Consider the following 19,910-nt stretch of genomic DNA (forward strand, 5'->3'; position numbering starts at 1 on the left):
GACGGCGTCGACGCGACCGTCCCTGGTCGAGAGCACACCGCAGGTTCAGGCGCTCGCGGCGACGGTGATTGGGGCGGGAGCACCGAGCACATCGGAGAGCAGTTGCGCGCACCACTGGAGCAGCGCCTGGTCACGCAGCGGCTCGCCGCCGATCCGACGGGTGGTCGGTCGGGGCACGCTGACCTGGTCGGTGGCCTGCTTGTAGACGGCGTCCGGGTGGTAGCGCTTGAGCCGCATCTGCTTCGAGTCCGGCAACGGCAGCGGGCCGAACCGCACGTGCTTGCCCTGCATGGACACGTCGGTGAGGCCGTAGCGGCGGGCCAGCAGACGGAACCGGGCCACCTCCACCAGGTTCTGCACCGGGGCCGGCGGCTCGCCGTACCGGTCCTTCATCTCGGCGACCACCTCACCCAGCCGCTCCTCGTCGCGCGCCTCGGCCAGCTTGCGGTACATCTCCAGGCGCAGTCGCTCCACGCTCACGTAGTCGTGCGGCAGGTGCGCGTCGATCGGCAGGTCGATCTTGACGTCGGGCTCGTCCTCCGACCGCTCACCCTTGAACGCGGAGACCGCCTCGCCGACCATCCGCACGTACAGGTCGAAGCCGACGCCCTCGATGTGCCCGGACTGCTCGCCGCCGAGCAGGTTGCCGGCGCCCCGGATCTCCAGGTCCTTCATCGCCACGTACATGCCAGCACCCAACTCGGTGTGCTGGGCGATGGTCGCCAACCGCTCGTGGGCGTGCTCGGTGAGCGGCTTCTCCGGCGGGTAGAGGAAGTAGGCGTACGCCCGCTCCCGGCCCCGGCCGACCCGGCCCCGGATCTGGTGCAGCTGGGCCAGGCCGAGCAGGTCGGCCCGCTCCACGATCAGGGTGTTGGCATTCGGGATGTCGATGCCCGACTCGACGATCGTGGTGCAGACCAGGACGTCGAACTCCTTCTCCCAGAAGCCGACCATGACCTTCTCCAGGGCGTCCTCGCCCATCTGGCCGTGCGCCACCGCGACCCGCGCCTCGGGCACCAGCTCCCGCAGCCGCCGTGCCGCCCGGTCGATCGACTCGACCCGGTTGTGCAGGTAGAAGACCTGCCCGTCGCGGAGCAGCTCACGGTGGATGGACGCGGCGACCTGCCGGTCGTCCTGCGCGCCGACGAAGGTGAGCACCGGGTGCCGCTCCTCCGGCGGGGTGGCGATGGTGGACATCTCCCGGATGCCGGTGATCGCCATCTCCAGGGTGCGCGGGATCGGGGTGGCCGACATGCTGAGCACGTCGACCGACGCGCGCAGCGTCTTCAGGTGCTCCTTGTGCTCGACACCGAAGCGCTGCTCCTCGTCGACGATCACCAGACCGAGCTGCTTGAAGCGGGTCGCCGTCTGGAGCAACCGGTGCGTGCCGATGACGATGTCGACGGTGCCGTCGGCGACCATCTCCAGCGTCCGCTCGGTCTCCTTCGGAGTCTGGAACCGGGACAGCTGCCGGATCTCGACCGGGAACTGGCTCATCCGCTCGGCGAACGTGTTGTAGTGCTGCTGAACCAGCAGGGTGGTCGGCACCAGCACCGCCACCTGCTTACCGTCCTGCACCGCCTTGAAGGCCGCCCGGACCGCGATCTCGGTCTTGCCGTAGCCGACATCACCGCAGATCAGCCGGTCCATCGGGACGGTCTGCTCCATGTCCCGCTTGACCTCGTCGATCGCGGCGAGCTGGTCCGGCGTCTCCTGCCAGGGGAAGGCGTCCTCCAGCTCACGCTGCCACGGGGTGTCCGGGCCGAACGAGTGCCCCTTGGACGCCTTGCGGGCGGCGTAGAGCTGGATGAGCTGCGCGGCGATCTCCCGGACCGCCTTGCGGGCCCGGGCCTTGGACTTCTGCCAGTCCGAGCCGCCCATCTTGTGCAGGGTCGGCTGCTCGCCGCCCACGTAGCGGGAGAGCTGGTCGAGCTGGTCGGTGGGGACGAACAGGCGGTCGCCGGGCTGACCACGCTTGCTGGCCGCGTATTCGATCACCAGGTATTCGCGGCTGGCCCCGTTGACTGTGCGCTGCACCAGCTCGACGTAGCGGCCGATGCCGTGCTGCTCGTGCACCACGTGGTCGCCGGCCTTCAACTCCAGCGGGTCGATGGTGTTGCGCCGCCGGCTCGGCATCTTGCGCATGTCCCGCGTCGAGGTGCCCCGACCGCCGGTCACGTCATTGCCGGTGAGCAGCACGAAGCGGGACGCCTCGTCGACGAACCCGCTGCTCAGTGCGCCACAGGTGACCACCAGCTCGCCGGGGACGGGCGCGGTCGGCACCTCCTCGGTCAACCGGGCACCCAGGCCGGCGTCGCGCAGCACCTCCACGGCGCGCTGGGCGGGGCCGTGCCCCTCGAAGACCAGCGCGATCGACCAACCCTCGCCGGCCCAGCGCTTGAGGTCGTCGACCACCCGCGAGGTCTCGCCGTGATAGAGCGGCGCCGGTTGGGCGGACAGGGTCACCGCGATGGCGTCGTCCGGAGTGACTGCGGCCTGCTCGGGCGCGTCCTCCCAGGGCTGCCGCGTCTCCGCGGTCTCCCCATCGACCATAATTCGGCCTCCGCGCCGGGAGCCGGCACTCCGGACCGAATGAGGGTCGTCCACCAATCCGAACGGGGACAGCGTCCACCACGGCTGGCCGAGCCTGCCTGCGGCGGCGCGTACCTCGCCGAGGGTGCGGAAGGCGGCTGCGCCGACGTCCACCGGGGCCTGGCCGCCGACCGCGGCGGCGGCCCAACTGGCCTGCAGGAACTCCTCCGAGGTACGCACCAGGTCGTGCGCCCGCGTGCGGATCCGTTCCGGGTCGCAGAGCAGGACGTGGGTGCCGGCCGGCATGGCGTCCAGCAGCAGCTCCAGTGAGTCGGGGCCGACCAGCACCGGGGCCAGCGACTCCATCCCCTCCACCGGGATGCCCTCGGCCAGCTTGTCGAGGATCTCGGCCAGCTCGGGGTGCTGCTCGGCGAGCGCGGCGGCCCGGTCGCGGACCGCCGGGGTGAGCAGCAGCTCGCGGCAGGGCGGTGCCCAGAGCAGCGGAACCTGCTCGATGGTCCGTTGGTCGGCGACGGCGAAAGTGCGGATCTCCTCCACCTCGTCGCCCCAGAACTCGACGCGGGACGGGTGCTCGTCGGTGGGCGGGAAGACGTCCAGGATGCCGCCGCGCACCGCGAACTCGCCGCGCTTGGTGACCAGGTCGACCCGGGCGTACGCCATGTCGATCAGCCGGCGGGCGACCTCTTCCAGGTCTGCCTCCTCGCCGGCGGCGAGCTGCACCGGCTCCAGATCGCCGAGCCCCTTCAACTGGGGCTGGAGCAGCGAACGGACCGGGGCCACGACCACTCGCAGTGGCCCGGTGCCGCCGTGCGCGTCGGTCGCCTCCGGGTGCGCCAGCCGGCGCAGCACGGCCAGCCGCCGGCCGACCGTGTCGGAGCGGGGGGACAGCCGCTCGTGCGGCAGCGTCTCCCAGGAGGGGAAGACCACTACCTGCTCGGCCGGCAGCAACCCGCCCAGCGCGGCGGCCAGGTCGTCGGCCTCCCGGGTGGTGGCGGTCACCGCCAGCACCGGTCGCCCGGCGCCGTCGTTGTCCGCGGCGACCGCCGCGACGGCGAACGGGCGCAGCGCCGCCGGGGCGGTGATGTCGAGGCCGTCGACCTGGGCGGCACCGGAGCGCGCCAGGTCACGCGCCCGGGTCAGCCCGGGGTCGGCCAGGGCGGCGGTGAACAGACCGGTGAGCAAGGGAAATCCTTCCCGGGGAGTCGACGCACACGACGGCGGCCCCTCGTCCAGCCGGACGGGGGGTGCACCCGGCAAGCCTATCTCCGCGGGTCAGCCATTTCCCGCTCCCCGGCCAGCCGAGACGCCAGCGGGACCCCGACACCATCCCGCTCTCCTGACCGGCAGGGCGCGTCCCGGTCGATTGGACCACGGTGACGTCGCTCATGAGATGCCCAACTCCAACTTGAGTCGACCACCGTCGCCTCGTGGTCGACCAGCCAGGCCGAGCACTGTCGACGCACTCGATCAGCTGAACGCGCCGAGGCTCCGCGCACCTGCGATGGCCGGCCGAATTCCACCTCGCCGACAGTGGCAGCCACGAAAGAAAAGGTCGGACCCGTACCGCCTGCATCTTTGCGCAGCACAATTGCGCAAATCAATAGTCGATCCTCGATAGCCGTATGTACCGTGAAGGAAGTCGTCGCGATGACATCGACCATTGAGCCCACAAGGGCTCGGGAGAGGGGATGAAAAGCGTGAAGAAAATGCAGACAAGGGTGATGGTGGTCGCGGCCACCATCAGCGTCGCCCTCGCGGGCCTGGCCGGCCCGGCGTCCGCCGCTGGCGGCGAGTCCGACCAGACGGCGACCACCGGAGCGAGGTCAGCGACCATGGCGGCCGGATGGCTGGGCATGTGCTACAAGCTCCCGAACCCCGCCAACTCGCGCAGCGGCGGCGGGTGGTGCGACGGCAACGGGCCAGACGCCCGCTACCAGGGCTGGGTCGCCTGCAGCAACAGCCGCACGTACTACGGGCCGGAGCGCTGGGCCGGCGATCGGCGCTACTCGTTCGGAACCTGCCCGAGCGGAACGTCACGGACCTCGTGGGGCGTGTACGGCTACTACGTGTGACCCTGTCGACCAGGGGGGCGCGTGGTGACGACGCGCCCCTCTGGCGATCGGCCGCTCCGATCGGAGTTTGCCAACGACTTCAACAGCCAGGCGAGCTGGAACCTGCTCCCGGCACCCATCCGCACCATCAACCCTCGCACGGCATAGCAGACCGTCCGTCGACTGATCTCCAGCTCGCGGGCTGCCGCCTCGTCCGTATAGCCTGCGGCCAGCAATTTCACGATGCGGCGCTCCCGAGGCGTGAGAGGAATGTCGCTGACGTCGGCAGCCGCCGGCGCAACGACGTTCCCAGAATGCTCTTTCGCGCGCATGCCCTTCTCCATGACAATCCCCCCGTAACTTGCTGCACCTATCCTCGATCACCTTTACCCTTGTCCGACCATTACGGACGTCACTGTATTAGATCGACGCAGCACATGTATTCCCACGTTGACCCGAGTCTGAATGGCGACACCAGGCGACCATTCCTGCCGCCGCCCCGGGCTTTGTTGATCCAGTCGACTTCAAGGAAATCGGGGCATCCTCGGCACGTCGACACCGCGCTTTCCTTGAACCCGAGTGGATCTTCCGCCACGCGACCGCTTGTCGCGCCATCCTGGCGGATCTTGACCACTGACGGCGGGCGTGGTCGGGTTTCGGTATGGGTGACAGTGGCGGGCACAGTTCGACGCGGAGGTCAGCTTCGCCAACGGCGGCGGGCTGCGTACCGAGGGGTTCCGGCTGGACATTCCCGGTCGGGAGATCACCGACGGCGACCTGGCGGCGTTGTTCGTCCGGCACTTCGGGCTGCTGATGGTCGCCGACGTCCGGATCAGCGCCAAGACGATCATCGAGGAGCCGCACAAGGGTGGCCGGGGTGTCGCGGTCGACGGATCCGGCGCCGGTCGTCGGCTGGTCGAGTTGAGCCACGTGATCAGCGACGGGATGACCACCCTGCCGGATTGGCCGGGCCCCCGGATCACCGACTGGCTGACCTTCGCGGCATCCCGCGAGCGGTACGCCCAGGACACCGAGTTCCATGTGGCCCGAATCGACATGATCGCCAACACCGGCACGTACCTGGACACCCCCGCCCACCGCTGGGCCGGCCGGGACGACCTGACCGGGGTGCCGCTGGACCGTCTCGCCGATCTACCGGGGGTGGTGGTCCGGGTGCCGGCCGGCATCCGCGCGGTGGACCGGCTGATGCTGGCCCCGTACGAGGTGACCGGCCAGGCGGTGCTGCTGCACACCGGGTGGGACGCGCACTTCGGCACCGAGAGGTACGGCGCCCCGGACGCGCCGTACCTGACCGGGGACGCCGCCCAGGCGCTGGTCGACGCGGGGGCGGCCCTGGTCGGCATCGACTCGATCAACATCGACGACATGAGCCCGGCGGCCGCTGGCGTACGCCCCGCGCACAGCACGCTGCTCGCCGCCGGCATCCAGATCGTCGAGCACCTGACCGGCCTGGACGCGTTGCCGCCGAGCGGGTTCCGGTTCACCGCTGCCCCGCCGATGGTGGCCGGCATGGGCACCTTCCCCGTTCGCGCCTTCGCCGTCGTCAACCCCTGACGCCACCCGCGAGGCCGTCGACGCACGGCCGGCGGCCGGTCTCTGCCGCACCGTGGGGGCGCGCGGCCAACTGGTTCCACCCTGCGGTCTGCAAAACGGACCATAGGCTGACAACGTGGACAAGGACTCGCACGGCACAGCTCGCGACTGGGCGCCGCGCAGCATCGGACTGCTCCTCGGCACCCTCGTGCTGGCCACGGCGTTCATCGCGGCCTACGTCGGCGCGTTGCACCAGCCCACACCCCGCGACGTGCCGATCGGCGTCGTCTCCGGCGACCAACGCGCCCGGGCGACGCTCGACGCCGTGCGCGGCCAGACCAACATCCTCAAACCCATCGAGTACGACGACCCGGGCGCCGCCGAGCACGGACTGCTGAGCCGCGCGGTGTACGCCGTGCTCAGCACCGGACCCGACAACGGCCTGGTCCTCACCGTGGCGAGCGCCTCCGGCCCCTCGGCCACCAGCGCGATCAAGGAGGTCCTCGGCACCGCCACCACCCGCACCGGCACCCCGCTCCAGATCGTCGACGAGGTGCCGGTCACCCCGGCCGACCCGCGCGGGGTGGTGCCCTTCTACCTGAACGTCGGGTACGTGCTCGGCGGCTACCTGGGTTCGACCGTGCTCGGGATATCCGCCGGCACCACCCCCCGAACGGCGCGACGGGCCGGACTGCGCATCGCCGCCCTGGCTGTCTACAGCGTGCTGCTCGGCATCGCCGGCGCGGTAGTGGTCGGACCCGTCCTGGACATCTGGCACCACGACGTGCCGACGATCGCCGCCATCGGCGCGCTGGCCGTCTTCGCCGCCGCCATGTTCGCCAGCGCCATCCAGGGCTGGCTCGGCGTCGCGGGCACCGCGCTGGTCATCCTGCTGTTGGTGGTGCTCGGCAACCCGGGGTCCGGCGGCATCTACGCGCCCGAGTTCCTGCCCGGGGTGCTGCGCGGCATGCACCGCTGGAACATCCCCGGGCTCGCCAACGATTTGACCAAGGCCGCCGTGTACTTCGACTGGCGGTCGGCCGGCTGGCCGGCTTTCGCCCTCGGGATCTGGACGGTGCTCGGAGCGCTCGGGTTGGTCAGCGCGAGCCTGGTCCGGGGTCGCCGGGCCGCCCCCTCCGGCCCCTCGCCGGACCGCGACGGTGGTTGAGATCACCCCGGAAAACACCCTCCCGAGGGCAGTGGATCACCAGGGGGCCCTCCAGACATCCCCGGCGCGCGGATACCATCCAGTAAGTCGGACAGCGCTGTCCTTCGTACCCACGTAAGGGAGCGCATCGTGACCGACCAGCACGACCACGACGGCCCGGACGCCGCACTGCGCGCCGACATTCGCCGACTCGGCACCCTGCTCGGCCAGACCCTGGCCCGCCAGGAGGGTCGCCCGCTGCTCGACCTCGTCGAGGAGATCCGCGCCCAGGTTCGCTCCGACGCCCCGGCGGCCGCCCAGCGTCTCGGCGGGCTCGACGTCACCACCGGCACCAAGCTGGCCCGCGCCTTCTCCACCTACTTCCACCTGGCCAACATCACCGAGCAGGTGCACCGTGCACGGGATCTGCGCCGTCGCCGCGCGGTGCAGGGCGGCTGGCTGGACCAGGCCGCCAAGATGATCGCCGAGCGCGGGGTGCCGGCCGAGGAGATCGCCAACGCGGCTCGCCGGCTGGCGGTGCGACCGGTCTTCACCGCGCACCCGACCGAGGCGGCCCGTCGCTCGATCCTGTCCAAGCTGCGGGCGATCGCCGACGAGTTGGACACCGAGACCGCCAACGCGATCCTCTACGGCGCCAGCGACGAGGGCCCGGCCAACCGTCGGCTGGCCGAGTTGTTGGACCTGATGTGGCAGACCGACGAGCTGCGGCTCGACCGGCCGGACCCGACCGACGAGGCCCGCAACGCGATCTACTACCTGCGCGACCTGTACGCCGAGGCCGCCCCGCAGGTGCTCGACGACCTGGCCGACACGCTGCGCACGCTCGGCGTGGAGACCTCGCCGACGGCCCGGCCGCTGAGCTTCGGCACCTGGATCGGCGGCGACCGCGACGGCAACCCGTTCGTCACCCCGGCGGTCACCCGCGAGGTGCTGACCATCCAGCACGAGCACGGCATCGCGGCCACCGAGAAGGCGATGGACCACCTGATCAACGAGGTCTCGGTGTCCCGCCGACTGCGCGGGGTGTCCCTGGACCTCTCCGCCAGCCTCGCCGCCGACCTGGACGCGCTGCCCGAGGTGGCGCAGCGCTTCCGCCGGGTCAACGCGGAGGAGCCGTACCGGCTCAAGGCACGCTGCGTGAAGGCGAAGCTCGCCAACACCCGGCTGAGGTTGCGCCAGGGCACCGCCCACGTACCGGGTCGGGACTACCGGGGCTCCGCCGAGCTGATCGCCGACCTCGACCTGCTGCGCGCCTCGCTGGCCCGCAACTCCGGGCAGCTCACCGCGGTCGGCCGGCTGGCCTCCACCATCCGTACGGTCTCCGCGTTCGGCCTGCACCTGGCCACCATGGACGTCCGGGAGCACGCCGAGGCGCACCACGCGGTGCTCGCGCAGCTCTACGAAGCGGTCGGCGAGGTCTCCGACTACCCGGCGCTGACCCGGCTGGAACGCACCAAGCTGCTCGCCGACGAGCTGACCGGTCGCCGTCCGCTGTCGACGGTCGACACGTCGCTGTCCGAGCCGGCCCGCAAGACGTTCGACGTGTTCGGGACCATCCGGGAGGCACAGGACCGGTTCGGCGCCGAGGTGATCGAGTCGTACATCATCTCGATGACCCTGGGTGTCGACGACGTGCTGGCCGCCGTGGTGCTGGCCCGCGAGGCCGGTCTGGTGGACGTGCACAGCGGTCGGGCCCGGGTCGGGTTCGTGCCGCTCCTGGAGACCCCGGCCGAGCTGAACTCCGGCGGCGAACTCCTCGACGAGCTGCTGTCGCTGCCCGCGTACCGGGCGCTGGTGACGGCCCGGGGTGACGTGCAGGAGGTCATGCTCGGCTACTCCGACTCGAACAAGGAAGCCGGGATCACCACCAGCCAGTGGTCGATCCACCGGGCGCAGCGCGCGCTGCGCGACGTGGCCGCCCGGCACGGTGTCCACCTGCGGCTGTTCCACGGCCGGGGCGGCACGGTCGGGCGCGGCGGCGGGCCGACGCATGAGGCGATCCTGGCGCAGCCGTACGGCACCATGGACGGCGCGATCAAGGTGACCGAGCAGGGCGAGGTGATCTCCGACAAGTACACCCTGCCCTCGCTGGCCCGGGAGAATCTGGAGCTCACCCTCGCCGCGGTGCTCCAGGCGACCCTGCTGCACACCGCACCCCGGCAGCCGGCCGAGATGTTGGAGCGCTGGGACGCGACGATGGATGTGGTCTCCGAGTCGGCGTTCCGGTCCTACCGGTCGCTGGTCGAGGACCCGGACCTGCCCGCGTACTTCTGGGCGTCCACCCCCACCGAGCTGCTCGGCGCGCTGAACATCGGCTCCCGGCCGGCGAAGCGCCCGAACACCGGCGCCGGGTTGTCCGGGCTGCGGGCCATCCCGTGGGTGTTCGGTTGGACGCAGACCCGGCAGATCGTGCCGGGCTGGTTCGGCGTCGGCTCCGGGCTGGCCGCCGCCCGCGAGGCGGGGCTGGCGGACGTGCTGGCCGAGATGCACCGCAACTGGCACTTCTTCCGCACGTTCCTGTCGAACGTCGAGATGATGTTGACCAAGACCGACCTGAGCATCGCCCGCCGGTACGTCGAGACGCTGGTGCCGAAGAAGCTGCACCCGATCTTCGAGCAGATCGAGCAGGAGTACGAGCTGACCAAGCGGGAGGTGCTGGCGGTGACCGCCTCACCGGCCCTGCTGGAGAACTCGCCGGTGCTCCAGCGCACCCTGGCCGTCCGCGACACCTACCTGGAGCCGCTGCACCACCTCCAGGTGGCGCTGCTGCGGCAGTACCGGGAGTCGGGCGCTGCCGGGAGGGCGATCGCCACCGCACCGGGCGGCCGACGCGCACCGAGCGACGGCACCGCACTGGAACGCGCGCTGCTCACCACCGTGAACGGCATCGCCGCCGGGATGCGCAACACCGGCTGATCGACAGGTACGAAAAACGGGCCCCGGTCGCTGCGACCGGGGTCCGTTTCCATAGGTCTGAACGACGGTCAGAAGTCGCCGCCGCCGAAGTCCCCGCCCCCGAAGTCGCCGCCGCCGAAGCCGCCACCACCGAAGTCGCCACCACCGAAGTCCCCACCGGCGTAGTCCCCGCCGCCAAAGTCCCCACCCTGGTCGCCGCCGCCGAAGTCGCCGCCCTGGTCACCGCCGTCGCCGCCCTGGTCGACACCGTCACCGAAGCCCTCCTGGTAGCCGGCGTCGTAGCCGTACCCCGGGTCGGCGAAGGCGGGAGAGAAAAGCGCGTCGGCGATCAGGATGCCGCCGAGCACACCGGCGCCGGCACCCAGCGCCGTCTTCCACCAGGGCGTCGAATACCAGCCGGCGGGCACCGGGCGACCCTGATAACGCCCACCGGGGTAGTAGTAGGGCGTTTCCCGGCCGGGTTGCGGCCCGGCCCGGAAGGTCTGCCCCTGCACATCGACCTCGCGTTCCTTGGTGAGCTGTCCCACGCCGCGGGCGGCGGCCAGGGTCGGCACCTCGGGGCCCGGATCGATGCCCAGCGCCGTACGCGCCGCCCGGATGTACGCCAAACCCTCCAGCGCGGTCTCCCGGGCCAGCCCGAACTGGTGCGGCGTGGACGCCTGCTCCAGCTGGGAGCCCGCCGCGTTGTACCGCTCACCGGCGTCGGCCAGCGCCTGGCGTACCGCTGGTTCCTCGCCGTGCAGGTTCATCAACTGGCCGCCGAGGCGCTCGTACCACCGCTGCGCCTCCGCGCGGGCGTCGCCGAGCTCGGTGCGCCGACGGGCACCGGCCTGAGCGCGGATGAGCGCGGCGGCGCCCAGCGCGCCGACCAGCACAACGGCGAGGCAGAGCACAAGTTCCATGTCATCGAACGTACCCCCGGGTCGCCCGTCGTATCCGTCTGGCAAGCTCCGGTGATGGACGTCTCGACCCTGCTCCTGGTGATCGTGTGCCTCGGCGCCGGCGGGGCGGTGGGCTGGCTCGCGGCCCGGTCCCGGTCGGCCGCCGACATCGCCCGCCTGGATGCCACCCTGGCCGCCACCCGGGAGGGTGAGGGTCGGCTGGAGCAGTCCATGCGGGCGTTGAGCTACGAGGCGACCGCGCAGTCCCAGGAGGCGGTGGCCCGGGCGGTCGCGCCGCTGCACGACACCCTGCGCCGCTACGAGCAGCGGGTGGCCGAGCTGGAGCACGACCGCGTCGACGCGTACGCCGAGCTGCGTGAGCAGGTCCGCTCGATGAACGCGGTCTCCGGTGAGCTGCGCACCGAGACCAAGCAGTTGGTGGCGGCGCTGCGCGCACCGCAGGTGCGGGGCCGGTGGGGCGAGCACCAGCTGCGCCGGATCGTCGAGGCTGCCGGCATGCTGGAGCACTGCGACTTCTCCGAGCAGGTCACCGCCGCCACCGACCAGCAGGTCGTGCGCCCGGACCTGGTGGTCCGCCTGCACGGTGGTCGCTCGGTGGTGGTGGACGCCAAGGCCCCGTTCGACGCGTACCTGACAGCCATGGAGGCCCGCGACGAGCGCGGCCGGGACACCCACCTCGACGCGCACGCGCGGCACCTGCGGGGGCACGTCGACGCCCTCGCCGCCAAGTCGTACTGGTCGGCGTTCGACAACTCACCCGAGTTCGTGGTGCTGTTCGTCCCCGCCGACCCGTTCCTCGACGTCGCGCTCCAGCGGGACCCGACGCTGCTGGAGCACGCCTTCACCCGCAACGTGGTGCTCGCCACGCCGGCCACGCTGGTCGCCCTGCTCCGCACCGTGGCCTACTCCTGGCGGCAGGAGGCACTGGCCCGCAACGCGCTCGCGGTGCACACCCTCGCCCGGGAGCTGTACGGCCGGCTCTCCACCCTGGGCGACCACGTTGGCAAGCTGGGGTCCTCGCTGGCCGGCGCGGTGACCGCCTACAACCGGGCGGTCGGCTCGCTGGAGGCCCGGGTGCTGGTCAGCGCCCGCAAGCTCGCCGAGTTGGGCGTCTCGGACGACGAGTTGGCCACGCCGGCCCAGGTCGAGTTGGCGCCCCGGCAGCCGCAGGCACCCGAGCTGACCGATCCGGCCGACGAGGTCTCGGCCCGCTAGCCATCTATGTGACAGTGTGTGTGCCCGCGTGTCACGAACTGGTCACAAGGGACTGACCAGTAGTGACAGTGCTTGTCGACACCCCGAAAGATTCTGCTCACCCGAGCGCCCTTCTCTGAAGGGCCCTGTTCTCTGGAGGTAAAGAGAACGTGAGCAGACTTCGAAACTTGAGCCGGCGCACCGCAGCCGCGCTCTTCGCGTCGGTCCTGGCGGCGAGCGCCATGACGACCATGGGTGGCGCCGCCACCGCGGCCGCCGCTCCCGCCACCACACCGGACGCTTCCCCGGCCACCGCCGCCGAGACGTTGGGCGCCCACGACGCCAAACTGCTCAGCGAGGCCCGCGCCAAGAAGGCCCCGACCGTCACGTTGATCGTCGCCACCGAGAAGGGTGAGGCAGGGGACGTCGCCGACAGCCTCACGAAGCTCGGCGGCACTGTCAGCCAGCGGCAGGACCGGGTCGGCTTCGTGTTGGCCAAGGTCCCGACCGACCGCGTCCTCAAGGCGGCGCGGCTGCCCGGCGTCTCGGCCGTCGACCTGGACGAGGTCATCCAACTGCCGGACCCGGCCCCGGAAAACACCCCCACCGGCACCGCCGGCGCGCGGCAGGCCACCGTCGGGGCGCCGGGAGAGACCACCCCGGCCGACAACCCCTACATGCCCACCAACGAGACCGGCGCGGTGGCGTTCACCGCGACCCACCCCGAGTGGGACGGCCGGGGCGTCACGATCGGCATCATGGACTCCGGTGTGGACCTTGCCCACCCGGCGTTGCAGCAAACCACCACCGGCGAGCGCAAGATCGTCGATTGGGTGACCGCGACCGATCCGCTGGAGGACGGCTCGTGGCGGCGGATGCAGGCCGAGGTCGCCGGCCCGTCGTTCACCATCGCCGGCGGCACCTGGACGGCACCGGCCGGCACGTACCGGTTCAACCTGTTCAGCGAGTCGGTCACCGCCGCGAGCGACGCCCGGGGTGACGTCAACCGCGACGGCGACACGACCGACACCTGGGGTGTGCTCTTCGACCCGGCCACCAACAACATCCGGGTGGACGCCAACCAGAACCTCAACTTCACCGACGACCCGGTCATGCGGCCGTACAAGGAGAAGTACGACATCGGCTACTTCGGCACCGACAACCCGGCGACCCCGGTCGCCGAGCGGCAGCCGTTCGTCGTCGAGTTCCGCAAGAACGTCAACACCACGCCGATCGGGCTGCCGGGCACCTACGACTACGTGAACATCGGCATCGTCGAGAGCACCCACGGCACCCACGTCGCCGGCATCACCGCCGCCAACGACATGCTCGGCAACGGGGCCTTCGACGGCGCCGCGCCCGGCGCCAAGCTGGTCTCCGCCCGCGCCTGCTCCTGGGGCGGCGGCTGCAGCGCGGCGGCCCTGACCACCGGCATGATCGACCTGGTGGCCAACCGTGGCGTCGACATCGTCAACATGTCGATCGGTGGCCTTCCGGGCCTGAACGACGGCAACAACGCGCGGACGAACCTCTACAACGAACTGATCGAGACGTACGGCGTGCAGTTGGTCATCTCGGCCGGCAACTCCGGCCCGGGTCTCAACACCATCGGCGACCCGTCGGTGGCCAGCAACGTGATCAGCGTTGCCGCCAACATCAGCAAGGACACCTGGCTGGCCAACTACGGCTCGGTCGTCAAGAAGAAGAACGCCTTGTTCAACTTCTCCTCTCGTGGCCCGCGCGAGGACGGCGGCTTCAAGCCGAACATCGCCGCCCCCGGCTCGGCCATCTCCACCGCACCGACCTGGCAGCTCGGCGCCCCGGTCCCCGAGGCCGGATACGCGCTGCCCCCGGGCTACGCGATGCTGAACGGCACCTCGATGGCGTCTCCGCAGACCACCGGCGCCGGCGCGTTGCTGCTGTCGGCCGCCAAGGCCACCGACCGGGGCGTCAGCCCGGCGGCACTGCGGCGGGCGCTGTTCACCTCCGCCAAGCCGATCGCGGACGTGCCGACGTACGCGCAGGGCTACGGCATGGTCAACGTTCCGGGCGCCTGGCAGCTGCTGCGCCAGGGCGTCGAAACCCGGTCGTACGTCTCCGACGCGCCGGTCTGCAGCCCCCTCGCGGAGCAGCTGACCATCTGGAACGGTGTGAAGTTCGTACCGAACCCGGGTCGGGGCACCGGCGTCTACAACCGTTGCACCTCGTCCGAGGGTGGCCACAAGGTCGGCCAGAGCAAGACGTACCCGGTCAAGCTCACCCGCACCAGCGGCCCGGCCGGCACCATCAAGCACAACATCACGCTCCAGGGCAACGACGGCACCTTCAAGGCACCGAAGACCGTCGCGTTGCCGCTCAACAAGGCCGTCACCATCAGCGTCACCGCCAAGCCGGCCACCGAGGGTGCGCACGGCGCGATCGTGCGGATCGACGACCCGGCCACCAACGTCGTCGACTTCGAGGTGTCGACAGTGGTGGTGGCCTCGAACGACGTGAAGAAGCCCAACTTCTCGTACACCAACGAGGGCTCGGTCGACCGCAACGGCTTCACGTCGTACTTCGTCACGGTGCCGGAGGGCGCCAAGGCCCTCCAGGTGAACCTCTCCGGGATCGCCACCGGTTCGCAGACCCGGTTCATCGCGATCAACCCGTTGGGTGTGCCGGTGGAGGCCACCACCAGCACCGTCTGCTACACCAACTTCTCCGACGTCAACGTCTGCAAGCCGCAGGAGCGTGACTACCAGAACCCGCTGCCCGGGGTCTGGGAGATCGAGGTGGAGTCGCGGCGGACGTCCCCGGCGCTGAACAACCCGTTCAAGCTCCAGGCGCGGGTGCAGGGCCTGACGGTCGAGCCGGCGCTGGTCGAGCTGCCCAGTGTCGAGGCCGGCGAGCCGACCCCGGTGAGCTGGAAGGTCACCAACGCCTTCGGTCCGGTCTCGATCAGCGGCCGCAGTGGCGCGCTGACCGGTGTGCGGACCGAGCGTCCGACCATCACTGAGGGCGGTCCCAACCAGGAGTGGACCGTCGAGATCCCGGCGGGTACGTCGACGTTCACCGCCCGGATCGGCAACCCCGCCAACGCGGGGGCCGACCTGGACCTGTTCGTCTACCGGGGTACCACCGAGGTCGGCCGGGCCGCGGACGGCGACTCGGAGGAGGCGGTCACGCTGACCAACCCGCCCGCTGGCACCTACCGCGTCGTGGTGGAGCCGTACGGGGTTGACGGGCCGGGGACCAGCACCGCCTACGACTACTACGACGCGTTCGCGTCAGCGTCGCTGGGCACGATCACCGCTCCGGCCGCGGCGGTGCCGCTGATGCACGGCGAGTCGGCCACCATCACCGGCACGGTGACCGCGGTGGCCGTTCCGGCCGACGGGCGTCAACTCTCCGGTGAACTGGCGATCGTCACCAGCGAGGGTGCCATCGTGGGTCGCGGCAACGTGTCCATCGGTGCCGTGAACTGATCCACTCGTAACACCAGCAGGAGCCCGTCCCCACGTTCGGGGGCGGGCTCCCGCGTGTCAGGGGTGAGTGGTCAGGATCGGTGGGCGGCCGTCACGACGAACGGGGTGCCCTGCTGGCAGGTGGTCATCATGCCGGGCTCCACCCGACCGGTGACCTCGACCCGGGCGCCCGGCGTCAGCACCTCACGCGGGCCGCCGAGCAGCAGGTAACCGTCGAGCAGTACGCAGCCGGGCTCCACACCGCCCTGCACGGTGCCGCTCAGGGTGGTGGCCCCGACGCCCGGCGGCGTGCTCGGGCCGCCCGGTTTCGGAGTCTTCAGGCCGGGCGGCACGGACCGGGTGCCGGTCTCTGGCGAGGGCGTCGGGTCGGGCGTGGGCTGGCTGGTCACCGGCTGCGCTCCCGTCGGTGTCGGGGTGGGTGTGCCGCCCCCGACACCCTGGCCGCCGCAGGCGCTCAGCGCCACGCAGACGGCCAGCGCGGGGACGGCGAGCCGAAGAGTCCTCATGCCGAATCTGACGTACGCCGACCCGAGTTCGTTCCCGCGCTTCAGCCGCGCGCCGCAGCGGCCTTCATGTCCCGCCTCAGCTCCTGCGGAAGCGAGAACGTGAGCCGCTCGTTGGCGGTGGTGATCTCCTCGACGTCGGCGAAGCCGCGGGCGGCGAGGTGGACCAGCACCTCCTGGACCAGGTCGTCCGGGACGCTCGCGCCCGAGGTCAGGCCGACCGTGGTGGCCCCCTCCAGCCAGGCGTCGTCGATCTCGTGCGCGAAGTCGACCAGGTGACCGGCGCGGGCGCCAGCGTCCAGGGCGACCTCGACCAGGCGGACCGAGTTGGAGGAGTTCGTCGAGCCGACCACGATCACCACGTCACAGTCGGCGGCGATCTCCTTGACCACGTGCTGCCGGTTGGAGGTGGCGTAGCAGATGTCGTCGCTGGGTGGGGACTGCAACAGCGGCAGCCGCTGCTTGAGGCGGGCCACCGTCTCCAGCGTCTCGTCGACCGAGAGCGTGGTCTGGGAGAGCCAGACCACCTTCTCCGGATCACGTACGGTGATCTTGTCGGCGCCGTCCGGGCCGTCCACCAGTTGGATGTGCGCGGGGGCCTCACCGGCGGTGCCGATGACCTCTTCGTGCCCCTCGTGGCCGATGAGCAGGATGTCGTAGTCCTCGGCCGCGAAGCGCCGCGCCTCGTGGTGCACCTTGGTGACCAGCGGACAGGTCGCGTCGATCGCCTTGAGCGACCGCGCCTTGGCCTGCTCGTGGACCTCCGGCGCCACACCGTGTGCGGAGAAGACGACGGTGGCGCCCTCCGGCACCTCCTCGTTCTCCTCCACGAAGATCGCGCCCTGGGCCTCCAGGGTCTGCACCACGTGCTTGTTGTGCACGATCTGCTTGCGCACGTAGATCGGAGCGCCGTAGAGCTTCAGCGCCTCCTCCACGGTCTGCACCGCGCGGTCGACACCCGCGCAGTAGCCGCGGGGCTTGGCCAGGAGCACGCGCTTGCCGGTCCGGTGAGTCGCCTGAGCCTCAGTCACCACCCCATCGTACGTGCCACCCCGCAGCCCGGCACCGGCCAGCAACCCACCACCAGCCCCCGGTGATCAAGAGGTTTGCGTCAGAAACGCGCCCAGCGCCGACGCAAACCTCTTGATCACCGGGGAGGTCCGTAGGGTGGGCGGGTGAGCGAGGGTGGGCGGGTGGGAAGCGGCGGGGGCAGCGGCGGGGCCAGCAGCGCTGAGGAGCCTTGGCCGGTACGGGTGGTCAGCCAGAAAGTGGGGGCCTGGATCGCCAAGCTGGGCTGGGTGTGGGTGGACGGGCAGGTGGCGCAGATCAGCCGTCGCCCCGGGGCCAGCACTGTCTTCCTCACCCTGCGTGACCCGTCGGCCGACCTGAGCCTGACCGTCACCACCAACCGGGACGTCCTGGACTCCGGCGCGCCAGAGCTACGCGAGGGCGCACGTGTGGTGCTGCACGCCAAGCCTGAGTTCTACGCCGCCCGGGGCACGCTGAGCCTGCGGGCCGACGAGATTCGCCAGGTGGGGCTCGGGGAGTTGCTGGCCCGACTGGAGAAGCTCAAGAAGCTGCTCGCCGCCGAAGGGCTCTTCGACCGCGCCCGCAAGCGTCGACTGCCGTTCCTGCCCGGCCGGATCGGGCTCATCACCGGCCGCGCGTCGGCGGCGGAGCGGGACGTGCTGACAAATACCCGGCGGCGCTGGCCGGCGGTGGAGTTCCGGACTGTCAACGTGGCCGTGCAGGGCCCGTCCGCGGTGCCACAGATCGTCGACGCGCTCAAGGTGTTGGACGCCGACCCGAGCATCGACGTGATCATCATCGCCCGGGGTGGCGGCGGCATCGAAGATTTGCTGCCCTTCTCCGACGAGGCGCTCTGCCGCGCGGTGTTCGGCTGTCGTACGCCGGTGGTCAGCGCGATCGGCCACGAGACGGACGCGCCCTTGATCGACTACGTCGCCGACGTCCGTGCCTCCACCCCGACCGACGCGGCGAAGCGGGTCGTCCCCGACCTCACCGAGGAGGTACGCCTCATCGGTCAGGCGCGGCACCGCCTCGAACGGGCGGTGCGCAACCTGGTCGACCGGGAGACGCACCGGCTCGACGGGCTGCGTTCGCGGCCGGTGCTGGCCCGACCCCAGGTAATGGTGGAGCATCGGGCCACCGAGCTGACCGCGTTGCGTCAGCGGGCCGGCCGCTGCCTGGAGCACCGGCTCGCGGCCGCCGAGGATGACCTCCGGCACACCCTCGCGCGGCTGCGCGCCCTCTCCCCCGCCGCCACCCTCGACCGGGGGTACGCGATCGTGCAGCGCGCGGACGGCCACGTGGTCCGCGCGGCGGCGGAGGTCGGTAAGGGCGACCCGCTGCGGGTACGACTGGCCGACGGCGAGCTGGCCGCCACGGTCGATGGCTGAGTGGCGACGCGGCGCGGTGGGGAGCGGTGTGCTGAGATGAACGCGATGACTGACGACACGAAGGCCGGGCCGGACGAACGGCTCAGTTACGAGCAGGCCCGCGCCGAGCTGGCCTCGGTGGTGGAGCGGCTGGAGGCCGGCGGCACGTCCCTGGAGGAGTCGCTGGCGCTCTGGGAGCGCGGCGAGGCGCTGGCGGTGATCTGTCAACGCTGGCTGGATGGTGCGCGGGCGCGGATCGACGCCGCCCGGCAGGAGCCCACTTCCTGACCGACCGCCGGTGGGGCGGCCGGAGCCGCCCCACCTCGGTACGTCAGTTGAACAGGCTGTACAGCTCGGCCGGCGCCTCGACGACCTGGTCCGCCGGCGGCTTCTGCGCGGCGATGGCGGCACCGTAGTCGGAGTAGGTCATCTTGACCTCCTGGGCGGCGGTCTGCCCGGCGGCCGGCAACTGCAGCACCAGCTCGCTGAGCCGGCCCTGCGGGTCCACCTTCGCGGTGAACGGGACGGTCTTCGCCTGGGTGCCCAGCGCGGCGATCGTGGCGGCGTTCAACGAGCCCGCCTCGGCGGCCTTGGTGACGTCGATGGTGCCGGCGTACGCGCCGGTGCCGGTGCTGCGGACCTCGGTGATGCCCTGGGTGAGCACCGCGCTACCGGCCGGGTCGACCTTCTCGAAGTCGAAGCCGAGGTTGCGGTTGCCCTTGATCCGGTTCTGGTCAAGGTGCTGGTACTTGCCGAGGTTGAGCTGCTTGATGGCGGGCAGGCTGTCGGCGGTGGGGCCGCTCAGCTCCAGCTTGACCCAGCTGTCCGGCTTGAAGTGGACCACGTCGAGCTTCATCGCCAGGTCGGCCGAGGGGCCACCGATCGCGATCTTCATCGCCGCGCTCTGGCTCGGCTGGTGCACCAGCCCCTCCGCCGTCGAGCCGGCGCCGGCCAGGGTGAACCGGAAGTTCCCGTTGCTGATCTCCTTGGTGGAGTCGAGCAGGGCCTGCTTGGCGTCACCCGCGACCGGGGCACCGGACGGGCTCGCCGTGCCGGACGCGCTCACCGTCGGGGACGGCGTCGATCCGGCGGTGCCGGTTCCGCTGGCGCAGGCGGCCAGTGCGGGCGTGATCAGAGCGGCGGCTACCAGGCCGGCGCCGAGTCGTCGAACAGTCATACGTGTCTCCCAAGGGGGTCACCCGA

General features: G+C 71.0%; 14 protein-coding genes. 8 read left to right on the forward strand and 6 right to left on the reverse strand.

Annotation, left to right across the window (positions count from 1 at the left end; translation table 11 throughout):
- Positions 1 to 45: 45 nt before the first annotated feature.
- On the reverse strand, positions 46 to 3,735 hold the full coding sequence (gene mfd / locus FB453_RS03000; RefSeq protein ID WP_145787314.1) for a transcription-repair coupling factor: 3,690 nt from the start codon (positions 3,733 to 3,735) through the stop codon (positions 46 to 48).
- 524 nt (positions 3,736 to 4,259) lie between these two features.
- On the opposite strand from mfd, the gene FB453_RS03005 reads away from it, so the two are divergent.
- Positions 4,260 to 4,625, forward strand: coding sequence for a hypothetical protein (locus FB453_RS03005; protein WP_145787316.1), 366 nt, complete (start codon positions 4,260 to 4,262; stop codon positions 4,623 to 4,625).
- Here FB453_RS03005 and FB453_RS03010 read toward each other — a convergent pair.
- Positions 4,616 to 4,948 carry a helix-turn-helix domain-containing protein gene (locus FB453_RS03010; protein ID WP_145787318.1) on the reverse strand — a complete coding sequence of 111 codons (333 nt, stop codon included), beginning with the start codon at positions 4,946 to 4,948 and terminating at the stop codon, positions 4,616 to 4,618. The genes FB453_RS03005 and FB453_RS03010 overlap by 10 nt on opposite strands.
- A 442-nt stretch (positions 4,949 to 5,390) precedes the next feature.
- Here FB453_RS03010 and FB453_RS03015 point away from each other — a divergent pair, with 442 nt between their 5' ends.
- From FB453_RS03015 to ppc, 3 genes are all read left to right on the forward strand, one after another.
- Positions 5,391 to 6,179 (forward strand): cyclase family protein, encoded by a 789-nt coding sequence (locus FB453_RS03015; protein WP_486480138.1) that lies wholly within the window; start codon positions 5,391 to 5,393, stop codon positions 6,177 to 6,179.
- Between the two features lie 115 nt (positions 6,180 to 6,294).
- Complete coding sequence (locus FB453_RS03020) at positions 6,295 to 7,326, forward strand: YhgE/Pip domain-containing protein (RefSeq protein ID WP_145787322.1); 1,032 nt, start codon at positions 6,295 to 6,297, stop codon at positions 7,324 to 7,326.
- Between the two features lie 129 nt (positions 7,327 to 7,455).
- Positions 7,456 to 10,242 carry a phosphoenolpyruvate carboxylase gene (gene ppc, locus FB453_RS03025; RefSeq protein ID WP_112581942.1) on the forward strand — a complete coding sequence of 929 codons (2,787 nt, stop codon included), beginning with the start codon at positions 7,456 to 7,458 and terminating at the stop codon, positions 10,240 to 10,242.
- Positions 10,243 to 10,310: 68 nt separating this feature from the next.
- Here ppc and FB453_RS03030 read toward each other — a convergent pair whose 3' ends face one another.
- A complete protein-coding gene (locus tag FB453_RS03030; RefSeq protein WP_145787324.1) occupies positions 10,311 to 11,144 on the reverse strand; it encodes a hypothetical protein in 834 nt (277 codons plus the stop codon).
- Between the two features lie 54 nt (positions 11,145 to 11,198).
- Between FB453_RS03030 and FB453_RS03035 the strand changes: the two genes are divergently transcribed.
- Both FB453_RS03035 and FB453_RS03040 read left to right on the forward strand, forming a co-directional pair.
- Complete coding sequence (locus FB453_RS03035; protein WP_145787326.1) at positions 11,199 to 12,359, forward strand: DNA recombination protein RmuC; 1,161 nt, start codon at positions 11,199 to 11,201, stop codon at positions 12,357 to 12,359.
- A gap of 149 nt (positions 12,360 to 12,508) precedes the next feature.
- On the forward strand, positions 12,509 to 15,805 hold the full coding sequence (locus FB453_RS03040) for a S8 family serine peptidase (protein WP_145787328.1): 3,297 nt from the start codon (positions 12,509 to 12,511) through the stop codon (positions 15,803 to 15,805).
- A gap of 71 nt (positions 15,806 to 15,876) precedes the next feature.
- Here the strand turns inward: FB453_RS03040 and FB453_RS03045 are convergent, their stop codons facing one another.
- Positions 15,877 to 16,311 carry a hypothetical protein gene (locus tag FB453_RS03045; RefSeq protein WP_112581935.1) on the reverse strand — a complete coding sequence of 145 codons (435 nt, stop codon included), beginning with the start codon at positions 16,309 to 16,311 and terminating at the stop codon, positions 15,877 to 15,879.
- Positions 16,312 to 16,352: 41 nt separating this feature from the next.
- Entirely contained in the window at positions 16,353 to 17,339 is a 987-nt protein-coding gene (locus FB453_RS03050) for a 4-hydroxy-3-methylbut-2-enyl diphosphate reductase (RefSeq protein WP_091397205.1), read from the reverse strand.
- A 144-nt stretch (positions 17,340 to 17,483) separates the two neighbouring features.
- On the opposite strand from FB453_RS03050, the gene xseA reads away from it, so the two are divergent.
- Entirely contained in the window at positions 17,484 to 18,728 is a 1,245-nt protein-coding gene (gene xseA, locus FB453_RS03055) for an exodeoxyribonuclease VII large subunit (protein WP_258398204.1), read from the forward strand.
- A gap of 45 nt (positions 18,729 to 18,773) precedes the next feature.
- On the forward strand, positions 18,774 to 18,995 hold the full coding sequence (locus FB453_RS03060; protein ID WP_030486721.1) for an exodeoxyribonuclease VII small subunit: 222 nt from the start codon (positions 18,774 to 18,776) through the stop codon (positions 18,993 to 18,995).
- A gap of 43 nt (positions 18,996 to 19,038) precedes the next feature.
- On the opposite strand, the gene FB453_RS03065 is transcribed toward FB453_RS03060, so the two are convergent.
- A complete protein-coding gene (locus tag FB453_RS03065; protein WP_145787330.1) occupies positions 19,039 to 19,884 on the reverse strand; it encodes a hypothetical protein in 846 nt (281 codons plus the stop codon).
- Between the last annotated feature and the right edge of the window lie 26 nt (positions 19,885 to 19,910).

The organism is Micromonospora sp. CNZ322, from assembly GCF_007827755.1.